Origin of the sequence: Chryseobacterium elymi (genome assembly GCF_003385495.1) — a bacterium.
Classification (GTDB): Bacteria; Bacteroidota; Bacteroidia; order Flavobacteriales; family Weeksellaceae; genus Chryseobacterium; species Chryseobacterium elymi.
The window spans coordinates 230668-242425 of record NZ_QNUH01000001.1 but is presented as its reverse complement, the minus strand read 5'-3'; the positions used below and the strand labels follow the sequence as shown (position 1 = coordinate 242425).

Below are 11758 nucleotides of genomic sequence, written 5' to 3'. Positions count from 1 at the left end.
TTATTGTGTTTACTTTTTTTCGTATTTCCAGTTTCTGGATTTTCCTTCGGCTATCCATTCCAAAGACTGTTCCATTCTTTTATTTCTGGTCGTTTCAGTTTTAGCTTCTGTAATCCAGTTGATATATTCTTTCCTGAAAGAAGGAGACCTTTTCTCAAAAATAGTCAAAGCATCTTTATTTTTATTCAAAGCATCTTGAAAATAATCAGGGATTTCAGTTTCCACTTTGGATGGTGCTGTTTTCTTCATGGTAACCCCCATGTCTGTAAGTTCCATTGCTTCTTTAATTGCCTTTTTAAGCTGAGGTTTTGAAGGCAGGTCTTCCATTTTGGTGAGCTTGCCTAAACTGAACATTGAACTTCTTTCGGCTATTGTTTCTATTTCCTTTAAAGTTTTCATGTCCTGATGAAGCCAGAATCCGAGGCTGCAATACTGTTTGAAAGAAGTAATAGAACAAAGTATTTTTCCTTTATACATGAAAGTGGGAAATTTCCATTTTATGGCTTCTTCTGCTTCAGGACAGCACTCATGGATAGTTTCCCTGAGATAATTTAAAATGGGTTTTGCAAAATCCGGAGATTTCTCAATGTACTCATCGACTTTTATCTGATAATTTTCCATGGCTTTTTACTGAAATAATGATACGGTTTCATTGACAAGGAATCTTACCTGATCCGGCCTTCCTCTGTCGTTTTTAGGATTATTTCTATAGCTTCCGGTTCTTACAATCACCATGTTGTGCTCGGGAACCATAATGATATATTGTCCCTGCAGCCCAAGAAAATAATAATGTTTGATAGGATTGTCATGATTAATCCAGAGGCCCATTCCATAAATCTCTTCAGACTTTTCCGTAGGTGTTCTCATCTGCTCAATAAAATCCCTATTAAGGACCTGATGATTTCTCACCTTCCCGTCATCTAGAAAGAGCTGTCCCAGTTTTGCATAATCTCTTGCATTGGAGTGGATGCAGCAGTATGTTTTTTCCATCCCGTAATTATCCGTGCTCCATGAAGCATTCTGTTCCATTCCCATCGGGATCCAGAATTTTTCGGATAAATAACTTGCTAAAGTCTGGTTTAGGGCTTTTTTCAAAGCAAATCCGAGGAGCTGGGTAGATCCGCTCTGGTATTCAAATCGGGTACCGGGTCCTTCTTTAAACTTTCTTGAAAATACAGCCTTAATAAGATTTTTGCCATAGTAGGCTTTTGCGTTCGGCAGGAAAGGATTATTGTAATCTTCATCCCAGTCGAGTCCCGCTTCCATCTGGGCTAAGTTTTTAAGGGTAACATCCCTCCCGAAATGTTTTTGTTCAAATTCGGGATGAAAATCAGAAAATTTTTCATCAATATTTTTAATGACACCTTCTTCTAAAGCTTTTCCTAACAGCATGACGGTAACAGCCTTTGCCATAGAAAAAGAATTGGTTTGTGAAAGCTGGTTATAGCCGTCCCAATACTGTTCATGAAGGATCTTTCCATTTTTTATAACAACAAAGGCAGCCGTTTTGGAATGTTTTAAATTCTCAATAACATTTTCAGGCAGTTCCTTATGGTTGTATTCAGGGGCTTCCGTCCAGAGTTTCGGTTCTTTTGTAGCGATGAGGTTTCCCGGAAAGAGATTCCCGTCGTCGATATTAGCGCTTAACTTCCCTTTAAGATACGTTTTGGAAATTCCGCTGAATAAATAATCGTATTCCAAAAGATAAACTGCGGCTGCACCTACGGCTGCCCCGCCTATTACATATTTTAATACCTTCATATGGTTTATGAGTATCAGTCTCAAACAAATTTATAATAATTTTGATAAGAAAATGAGAAAGAAGCGGTAAATAAACTATTTTTGCGATTAATGATGAAAAATATGACCAGAAAACTTATTGTATTCGTGTTTTTCATTTTTTCAGTGATGGGAGCTGCCCAGACCTATAAAATGATCGACACCGCAGACTATTTACAGAGAAAAGAATTTTTAAAAAGTTTTGCCGGAAATAACGAGGTTTTTATTAAAAAATTAAAATCGCAGTATTCCGGGAAGACAGGTACAGAACTGTCCAGGATTTATAAAGAATTCGGGACTGATTTCGAAAAGCAGGTAAAGAATAAAGATTTTATTTTCAAGTCTGAATTTGAAACTGAAATAAAAAGCCTGATCCAGCGCCTCAGAAAAAACAATCCGAACATTCCTCAAGACCTGAAAATTTTAGTGGCAAGGGATAATACTCCCAATGCTTACTGCCTTGCAGACGGTACGTTTGTGATCAATTTGGGATTGTACAACTGGCTTAACAGTGAAGACCAGATCGCAGCAGTGATCACCCATGAGCTGGGACACAAACTTGATGAACATTCGCTTAAAACATTTTTAAGCATTATTGAACAGAACCAACTGGATAAAATGACTGTTCAGAATTTAAAGGAAACAACAGAAAGACGCAGCCAGAGCCAAAACCAGAAAGCTTTTGATATTCTGAAGAACCGGGCCTACAGAAAAGGGGTGGAAAGAAGGAAACAGGAAATGAAGGCAGATTCTCTGGGCTATGTGATCTTTAAAAACAGTGATTTTAAGAAAGCTGAATTTGTCAATGCACTTCAGCGGCTGCAGGATTTTGATACGATCTCTCCCCGTGAATTAAAGGTGGAAACCTATAAAAAACTTTTTGATCTTCCCAAGCAGGCCTTCAATGAAAAGTGGATGAAAAAAGAAGATTTCTCCCTATACAATTATAATTTTTACAAAGAAAAGCTGGATAAAGATTCTCTCGCATCGCATCCTGAAATGCCCCGAAGAATCGAGAGACTCAAAAAAAGCTTCACAGAGCTGAAAACATCTGAGGAGCCAGACAAGTCTTCTGAGATTTTTGTAACATTAAAGAAAATGGCCCGAATGGAAATCCTTCCCAATTATTTTCATTCCGAAGATTACGGATTGGGAATTTATGTATCCATGCAGTTCCTGCAGGACGGCGAAGAGGAAAAATATTATAAAGGCTGGCTAGGCAAATGCTTTTCGAAAATATATGAAGCCCGGAAAAATTACAACCTGAACCGTTATCTGGACAGGATAGAACCTAAGAATCAAAGTGAAAGCTATCAGCAGTTCCTGAATTTTATGTGGAATTTAAGTCTTGATGATATAAAGAATATAGCCGACTTTTACCAGAGCAGCTACCAAATAAAAGAATCCTGATGCATCATCAGGATTCTTATTTTTTTATTTTAATAGTTCAGTTTTTCTAAACGGATCTTATTGAATTTCTCTTTCGCGTTGTACTCGCGGAGAAGGATATAACCCTCTTTTCCAACATACGGCGTAACGGCATAATTGTCTTTTTCAGAAATAGGAATGATTTCCTGCTTGAACTTTCCGTCAATAACCGTGTTGATGAAAAGGTTCCATTTTTTCTGTCTGGTAACTTCATCTTTCTGATAATCGCGGTAAAAGAAGACAACATCTTTTCCTCCGTTGAGATACTGCGAGAAAAGATAGTCGCTGTTCACCCATTTTGTTTTTTCCTTTTCAAAAACTTTGACATTTTTGATCTTGAAATCTTTATCTGTATAAACGTAAACCAGGTCGGTTGTTTTAGGTGCATTGTACTGGCCGGCCGGTTTGTATTTTTCTGTAAGAATTCCAACGCTTCCGTCACTCATAAAATACATATCCTTAGTCTGGAGCATATAACCGCTTTCTACCATTCCGTTGGCATTGATTTTCGGAAGGAATGATGCAAAGTCCGGCTTGAAATTGATCTCTTTCGTGTCTACGGTAAAATCAGATTTATTCACCATCATCCTGGCATAGCCTATAAAATCATATTTGGCAAAATTTCTTCCCAGTAGAACAATCTTGTCGTCAAATGTTTTATCATTGTCAAGACTGCTGCCATAGCCCAGAGAGAAACTGTCGATGAGGTCGATAGTTGTATCGGAAAGCCCGGTGATAGGCTTGTTGGCGGCTTCTTTTCCGGTTTTCATATCGATCACCACAAGGCTAAAGGATTTTTTATCATCGTCTGCCTTTTTCATGATGCAGTACATATGGTTCTCATCTCTTTCCAGAACGGATAATGTGGAGAATACTTTTTTATTCCCGTCAGTATTGTATTTGTATCTCCAAAGCTCCTTTTTATTATCGTCGAATTTAATGATGCTGTTGCTGTTCACATATTTTCCATAGTCTTTATATTCTATGGCAAAATAACCACCTTCCTTTACTTCTCCTACAGCGGAAACATAGTTATAGCCCTTTTCTTTTTTCTCTTCACGGTTTTCCTTGCGCTGAGCTTTCCAATTTTTGGGCTCATTGATCTCCTTGAACGTACCATCCTCAAGGTAATCGTAGTATATTTTTCTTTTGATGGTATTGGTTTTCGGATCTATCACCATAGAAACCGGTGTGAAGACCTCCCTGCTTTTGACCAGTGAATAATCCATCATGGAAGGTTTTAAAATGATCTGTCCCTTAAAGTCAACATACCCACGATAAGAGGCGGCTGTAATATCTCCTTCAAATTCTTTATTAGCAACAGGGTTAAGGTTTTTATCCAGGATTACATATTCGAATTTCTTGGTCTTGTCACCTGCTTTTCCATAAGAATAAAGAGAAACATAACCGTAAAGATTATCTTTATCATCGAACAGGGCATTCATTCCTACATGATCACCGGCTGCAAGTGTTGTAAGGTCTTGTGTCTGGGAATAGGATAAAGTTTGGAACAATCCAAAGAGTAGAAAATATATTTTTTTCATAATTATTATTTTTCCCAAAAATAATAAATTAAGACATACGCCGGATAAGTTCATTTTCTTTATGGGAATTTTCTGGTGAAAGAAAAACCTTGTAGGTCTCAAAGACCTATAAGGTTTGCAATATAAACAGCTAATACAATACCTTCTAATCTTTTATAAAGCAAAAAACAGTTGTTACCGGCCAAATCAGTGAGGTTTAATTTTCCATAGACTCGACAAATGACACAATAGGCAGGCTGTAAATAAGCAATAAAAAAGCCCCAAATGGGGCTTGAGTCTATATTTTAGAAAGTAAATTTCTGAAGTTCGTTTTCTCGTCGATAATTCTTCTTAGTTCAGAAACAGGAACTCTTTCCTGCTGCATCGTATCTCTGTCTCTTATCGTTACCGTGTGGTCTGTTAAAGAGTCATGATCGATGGTAATACAGTAAGGAGTACCGATGGCATCCTGCCTTCTGTAGCGTTTACCGATTGCATCTTTTTCTTCGTAGAATAAGTTGAAATCATATTTCAGATCATTGAAAATATTTTCTGCATATTCTGCCAAACCGTCTTTCTTCATTAAAGGAAGAATAGCTGCTTTAATTGGTGCTAAAGCCGGAGGTAAAGATAGAACCGTTCTTTCTGAGCCATCTTCCAATATTTCGTCTTTTAAGCAATGAGAGAATATAGAAAGGAATAGTCTGTCTAAACCAACAGAAGTTTCCACCACATAAGGAACATAGTTTTCGTTTCTTTCCGGATCGAAGAACTGAAGTTTTCTTCCGGAGAATTTTTCGTGAGCTTTTAAATCAAAGTCTGTTCTTGAATGAATACCTTCCAGTTCCTTGAACCCGAACGGGAAATTAAACTCAATATCAGCCGCAGCATTGGCATAGTGAGCCAGTTTTTCGTGATCGTGGAATCTGTAGTTTTCATTACCTAATCCAAGAGCTAAATGCCAGTTCAGACGTTTTTGTTTCCAGTTTTCATAGAATTCCAATTCAGTTCCCGGAGCTACAAAAAACTGCATTTCCATTTGCTCGAATTCACGCATTCTGAAAATAAACTGCCTGGCAACAATCTCGTTTCTGAAAGCTTTACCGATTTGAGCAATACCAAAAGGAAGCCTATGACGTGAAGTTTTCTGTACATTCAGGAAGTTAACGAAGATACCCTGAGCCGTTTCCGGTCTTAGATAAAGATCCATCGCAGAATCTGCAGAAGCACCTAATTTAGTTCCGAACATCAGGTTGAATTGTCTTACCTCCGTCCAGTTTTTAGAACCTGTATCGGGATCAGCGATTTCCAATTCTTCAATTAAAGCTTTTACATCAGCAAGGTCTTCATTTTCCAGAGATTTTGCCAGTCTTGAAAGAATAGCCTCTCTTTTTGCTCTGTATTCCAAAACTTTTGGATTTGTAGCTTCAAATTGAGCCTTGTCAAAAGAATCTCCGAATCTTTTCGCTGCCTTTTCAATTTCTTTATTCTCTTTATCTTCAATTTTTGCGCAGTAGTCTTCTACCAGAACATCTGCTCTGAAACGTTTTTTAGAATCTTTATTATCAATCAATGGATCGTTGAAAGCGTCTACGTGGCCCGATGCCTTCCATGTGGTAGGATGCATAAGGATCGCCGAATCAATGCCGACAATATTTTCGTTAAGCTGTACCATAGCTTTCCACCAATATTGTTTGATATTGTTCTTTAATTCGGTCCCGTTCTGTCCATAATCATAAACAGCGGATAAACCGTCATAGATCTCACTGGAAGGAAAAATAAAACCATATTCTTTAGCGTGAGAAATCACTTTCTTGAAAACATCTTCTTGCTTTGCCATAATTTTTTTTACGTCTGATGTGCAAAAATAGTGAAAATGTAGGAAGATGGAGGCGGGAAGGTGGAAGTTTTTATGTACATGTGAATTAGGAGCCGGGAACCTGCTTTCTCTACTCGCTATTTTATTGGATTAGGCGCGGCGGCGGAGCCGCCGCGCCTAATCCAATAAAATGAGCTCAAACATGCCGTTCAATCAGGGCTAAATCAGTATAAAATTTCTACTTTTGTCCCATGTTAGAAATTCTTTATCGCGACGAGCATATTATTGCCATCAACAAACCCAGCGGATTATTGGTTCATAAATCTTTTTATGCTGGAGAAGCCGATACTTATGCCATTCAGGAGTTGAAGAAACAGATTGGGCAAAAAGTGTTTCCTGTACATCGGTTAGACCGAAAAACTTCAGGTGTTCTGCTGTTTACTTTAGATAAAGAAACGCTTAGAATTATGAGCGAACAGTTTGCCTCACGCGAAGTGGAGAAAAAATATCTGGCAATTCTTCGTGGTTGGGCAAAAGAAGAAGAAACGATTGATTATGATTTAATTAATGAAAATGAAATCAGGCAAAATGCAGTTACTTACTATTGCCGGTTACAGACTTCAGAAATAGATTTACCTTTTTTAAAACATCAGACTTCCAGATATTGCCTGGTAGAAGCCATTCCTGAAACGGGAAGATTTCATCAGTTAAGAAAACATTTTAAACATATTCTGCATCCGATTTTAGGTTGTCGGAAACATGGTTGCAATAAACAGAATAAATTGTGGCTTCAAACATTTGGCATCAACAAAATGACGCTTCACGCCCATCAGTTGATTTTTAATCATCCTGTTTCTAACGAAAGAATTACGGTAAATGCTACTATAGATGAAGAGTTCAAAAGAGTAGGTAATATTTTGAATTTCGATTTGAGTTCGTATTCTTAAATTAAACGCAAAGATTTTATTAATAAACTTTCTATGTTACAGAGCAAGTTTCTAGGAAATATCCTTGTCAAGGTTTTAAACCTTGACAAGGATAAAAAAACTATTGTGTTTTATAGATGGTGTTTATAAAACAATTTGATAAAATATCATAGGTTAACCGAACATTAATTTTAAATTGAGTATTTTTGTAAAACTTTTTTTCAATGTACAAAAGTATCATCAGACCCATTCTCTTCAAATTTGATCCCGAGGAAGTTCATCATTTTACATTTTCAATGCTTAAAAATTTTGGATTTCTTACCAAACTATTTTTACCCAAACCTATTGAAGATAAGCGTCTGGAAAGAGAAGTTTTCGGATTAAAATTTAAAAATCCTGTAGGGCTGGCTGCCGGTTTTGATAAAAATGCAGTCTTGTTCAACGAGCTGGGAGATCTTGGTTTTGGATTTGTAGAAATCGGAACCGTAACTCCAAAAGCTCAGGCAGGAAATCCTAAGAAGAGATTGTTCCGTTTAATTGAAGATGGAGGGATCATCAACAGAATGGGCTTCAACAACGATGGTCTTCAGGCTGCCATAGAAAAACTCAAAGGAAATAAAGGAAAAATAATCATCGGGGGAAACATCGGAAAAAACACAGATACAAGCCCTGAAAACTATACCCAGGATTACTTAGACTGTTTTGAAGGCCTTCATCCTCATGTAGATTATTTTGTACTGAACGTAAGCTGTCCGAATGTGGGAAGCCACGCCAAACTGGAAGATGTGGAATATCTGCGTGAGCTGATTACAGCAGTAAAGAAAATCAATCAATCGAAATCTGTACAGAAACCTATATTACTGAAAATCGCTCCGGATCTTAATAACAACCAGTTAGACGAAATCATTGAGCTGATCGAAGAAACAAAGATTGACGGTATTGTAGTTTCTAATACTTCTGTAAACAGAGAAAGTCTGAAAACCTCTCCTGAAGCTTTGGAACAGATAGGAAATGGAGGATTGAGTGGAAAGCCTATCCGTGAAAGAAGCACAAAAATGATCAAATATCTTTCCGATAAAAGCAACAGAGCTTTCCCAATCATCGGAGTGGGAGGAATCCATAGTGCAAAAGATGCTATAGAGAAACTGGATGCAGGAGCAAGCCTGATACAGCTTTATACGGGATTTATCTACGAAGGCCCGGAACTGATCAATGAGATCAATAAAGAACTTTTAAAAAGAGCCGGCAGGCTTCCAAGATAAAAAAGTAAGAGAGCGTAATGTTCTCTTTTTTATTTTGATTTTACAACCGTTGCATTTTTTACGTCAACTGTAAGGGTATGGGCGGGAGAAGATGAAGATTTATTGATTTTATATTTTAAGATTTTCCGGTCTTTGGATTTTGTTTCCAGGGTGTCGTACATATTTTCCAGGCAGCTTTCAGTATGGAATTCTTCATAGTTTTTATAATTCCAGTCTTTGGTAAAGTACAGGATCCTGTAACCTTTTTCTCCTTCACTGGCTCCGCATCTTCCGCAGGCGTTGAAGTTGGAAGAATGCTCAAAATACAGTAAAATCCGGTTTCCATTTTCTCCGGAAGCGTAAGAAATCAGTTGATTGCCGCCATGTTTATTAATGAAATCAAACGTATTGATCTTTTTGTTGTTGGGTAATATCAGATAATTATTATAACGGTAGATCATATCATTACCGGTAAATAACTTGGCAGGTTTGGCTTTGTTATCCAAATAAAAACTTCCTGAGATTGAATTTTCTTTAGAATTATCTTGTTCAAAAACAATGGATTCTTTTGGAAACAGCGTTTCTGCAATTTCAGCGGTTCTTTCCACTTTTTGAGGTGAAGTAATCTGATCTTTAAATACTTTGGAATTTTGCTTCTGTTTCTTTCCAAAATTATATAAAGAAAGCTTTCCGTAATCGTAAATACCGATCAGGGGTATTTTTTTCTGATACTTATCGTAATAATACCAGCCGTCAACAAAATACTGATTGAGGTTGCAGTCAGCAATTCCGGCAAAATAAAGCTGCATGGTAACAGGCATTCCTGCGATCTCTCCTTTGAAAACCTGTGAAGAATCCGTTACTGCTTTTAATTCAACTTTCTGGCATAAACAGAGCGCAAAAAGAGGAATAAGCAAAGTGATTAATAGTTTTTTCATGGTTGGGTTTGATAGTTTTTAAAGGAAGAAATTGGCGATGGTATAGATGATCAGTCCAACCAGTCCTCCAACGAGTGTTCCGTTCACCCGAATAAACTGCAGGTCTTTTCCCACTTCCAGCTCCAGTTTTTCGCTTAGCTCTTTGCCCTGCCAGTTTCCTACGGTGGAACTGATGAGGTTTCCGAACTGATGGGTGTTTTTAAGAATATATTTATAAGCGGTTACCCGAACCCAATGATCTATCTTATTCTGAAGATTTTCATCCGTTTTTAAATTTTCGGAAAATTCATTCAGGTTTTTAGTGAGGTAGGTTTTTAAAGAAGATTGGTCATCCTGTAACTCCTTCATCAGAGTTTTCTTAATGGAAACCCAAATGTCATTAGAGTATTCATCAAGTTTATCGTTTTTCAGAAGGCCGTTTTTGATGGTTTTAAATTCATCATCCCATTTCGGATCTTCCTTCAGATCGGTAGAAAAATCATGGATCTTCCGGGTAATCAGGTTTCGGATTTCATGGTCAGAATCTTCTTCTATTTCCCTGAAAAAATCTGAAAGTCCACTGGCAATTTTATCTGCAATTTTATTATCAACAAAAGAAGGGATGAATGAATAACTTCCTTTCTGTACGCGCTCTTTGATCATTTCGTCATTTTCGATGATATACTCTTTAATCTGTTTGGAAAGATTGGTAACAATTCTCTGGTGGTCATTTTTTTCCAGAATGTAGCTGATACCGTTGCCCACCACTTTATTAAGTTTGATATCATCAGTCATTTCAGACACTTTTTTGCTGATAAACTGGCTCACAGAAGTATCATCAAGCTTATTAAGAATATCCAGAACAATATCCGAAAGATTCCTGATCAGGATTTCCTGGCTTTTTTCTTTTCCAAGCCATTCTCCGACGAAATTTGAAATTTTAAGCTTCTGGATATATGGTCGTATATTTTGAGGGGAAAGGAAATTGCTCACCACAAAGCTGCCGAGATTATCACCCAGCCTCTGTTTACTGCTTTCAATGAGGTTTGTATGCGGAATAGGAAGTCCAAGCGGATGCCTGAAAAGAGCTGTCACAGCGAACCAGTCTGCTAGGGCCCCAACCATTGCTGCCTCGGAAAAAGCCCTCACATAACCAAGCCAATGAGATGGACTCGACTTTTGAAGTAGGGTAGTGGCGATAAAAATAACGGCCATCAGGACAAATAGTCCGGTGGCAAACATTTTATATTTTCTCAGCTGTTTTCTTTTCGCTTCGTCATTCATATGCTCAAATTTACTAAATTTGGTTGTGAACTTATGATTTATTCTAACCACGAAAGTCACAAAAGCTTTTAAGTTATTTAAACACTTTAGAAAACTTTAGTTTTAAAAATTTTACACTTCTGAAAATAGTAAGATCACATCAGTAGAAAATCAGAGATTTTCATAAAGACTTAAGTGAACTTCTAGTGCGTGATGTATTTTAACTTAAAATAACTTAAGTGTTTAAAAAGCTTTGTGGTTCTATTTTTACACATATTATTAAAAATATTTAAAATAATTCTATGGAAAACCAAGCAAAAAACAATCCATACTATTCCAGAACCGATACTTCAAAACTTGATATTTCTAATGATGAGTGGAAAAAGATCCTTGCCCCGGATTTATATTCCATTGCCAGAGAGGCTGCTACAGAAAGAGCATTTACCGGAAAGTATAATGAATTTGATGAAATCGGGGATTATTACTGTGCAGTCTGCGGTAATCATCTCTTCCGTTCTACCTCAAAATTTGCGAGCAGCTGCGGATGGCCGAGCTTTTTTGAAGCAGATAAAGAAGGCGTTTATTACAAAAGAGACACTGCCTATGGAATGGAAAGGGTAGAAGTGCTTTGTAAACGATGTGATTCTCATCTTGGACACGTTTTCGACGATGGTCCGAAACCTACAGGACTGCGTTATTGCATGAATTCCATAAGCCTGGAATTTGTTGCAGATTAACAAAAATATTAAGCTTTAATTCACAAAATCAGGACGTTAAAGTTTCTTAAATTCAGTTAAACTTTGTGGACTTATAAGTGTCTGGTAATTATGTTTTTATAATTTTGCCTCACTAATTTGGAATT

General features: G+C 37.2%; 10 protein-coding genes. 4 read left to right on the top strand and 6 right to left on the bottom strand.

The genetic code is table 11. The annotated features are described in order from the left end of the window. Positions 1 to 9: 9 nt before the first annotated feature. Positions 10 to 621 carry a YdeI/OmpD-associated family protein gene (locus DRF60_RS01020; RefSeq protein WP_116010266.1) on the bottom strand — a complete coding sequence of 204 codons (612 nt, stop codon included), beginning with the start codon at positions 619 to 621 and terminating at the stop codon, positions 10 to 12. Between the two features lie 6 nt (positions 622 to 627). Continuing rightward, the gene (locus tag DRF60_RS01015) at positions 628 to 1761 is read right to left on the bottom strand and encodes a serine hydrolase domain-containing protein (protein WP_116010265.1); all 1134 of its coding nucleotides are present in this window, start codon (positions 1759 to 1761) and stop codon (positions 628 to 630) included. Positions 1762 to 1863: 102 nt separating this feature from the next. Between DRF60_RS01015 and DRF60_RS01010 the strand changes: the two genes are divergently transcribed. Further along, a complete protein-coding gene (locus DRF60_RS01010) occupies positions 1864 to 3189 on the top strand; it encodes a M48 family metalloprotease (RefSeq protein ID WP_238639945.1) in 1326 nt (441 codons plus the stop codon). A 29-nt stretch (positions 3190 to 3218) separates the two neighbouring features. Here the strand turns inward: DRF60_RS01010 and DRF60_RS01005 are convergent, their stop codons facing one another. Both DRF60_RS01005 and DRF60_RS01000 read right to left on the bottom strand, forming a co-directional pair. Then, a complete protein-coding gene (locus DRF60_RS01005; RefSeq protein WP_116010264.1) occupies positions 3219 to 4751 on the bottom strand; it encodes a hypothetical protein in 1533 nt (510 codons plus the stop codon). 277 nt (positions 4752 to 5028) lie between these two features. After that, the gene (locus tag DRF60_RS01000; RefSeq protein ID WP_116010263.1) at positions 5029 to 6570 is read right to left on the bottom strand and encodes a glycine--tRNA ligase; all 1542 of its coding nucleotides are present in this window, start codon (positions 6568 to 6570) and stop codon (positions 5029 to 5031) included. A gap of 230 nt (positions 6571 to 6800) precedes the next feature. Between DRF60_RS01000 and DRF60_RS00995 the strand changes: the two genes are divergently transcribed. Then, positions 6801 to 7496 (top strand): pseudouridine synthase, encoded by a 696-nt coding sequence (locus DRF60_RS00995; protein WP_116010262.1) that lies wholly within the window; start codon positions 6801 to 6803, stop codon positions 7494 to 7496. A gap of 203 nt (positions 7497 to 7699) precedes the next feature. Further along, positions 7700 to 8737 (top strand): quinone-dependent dihydroorotate dehydrogenase, encoded by a 1038-nt coding sequence (locus tag DRF60_RS00990; RefSeq protein WP_116010261.1) that lies wholly within the window; start codon positions 7700 to 7702, stop codon positions 8735 to 8737. A 29-nt stretch (positions 8738 to 8766) separates the two neighbouring features. Here DRF60_RS00990 and DRF60_RS00985 read toward each other — a convergent pair whose 3' ends face one another. Together DRF60_RS00985 and DRF60_RS00980 are read right to left on the bottom strand one after the other, a co-directional pair. Next, positions 8767 to 9654 carry a hypothetical protein gene (locus DRF60_RS00985; protein ID WP_116010260.1) on the bottom strand — a complete coding sequence of 296 codons (888 nt, stop codon included), beginning with the start codon at positions 9652 to 9654 and terminating at the stop codon, positions 8767 to 8769. Between the two features lie 18 nt (positions 9655 to 9672). After that, positions 9673 to 10917 (bottom strand): DUF445 domain-containing protein, encoded by a 1245-nt coding sequence (locus tag DRF60_RS00980; RefSeq protein WP_116010259.1) that lies wholly within the window; start codon positions 10915 to 10917, stop codon positions 9673 to 9675. 281 nt (positions 10918 to 11198) lie between these two features. Between DRF60_RS00980 and msrB the strand changes: the two genes are divergently transcribed. Further along, positions 11199 to 11633, top strand: coding sequence for a peptide-methionine (R)-S-oxide reductase MsrB (msrB, locus tag DRF60_RS00975; protein ID WP_116010258.1), 435 nt, complete (start codon positions 11199 to 11201; stop codon positions 11631 to 11633). Positions 11634 to 11758: the final 125 nt, after the last annotated feature.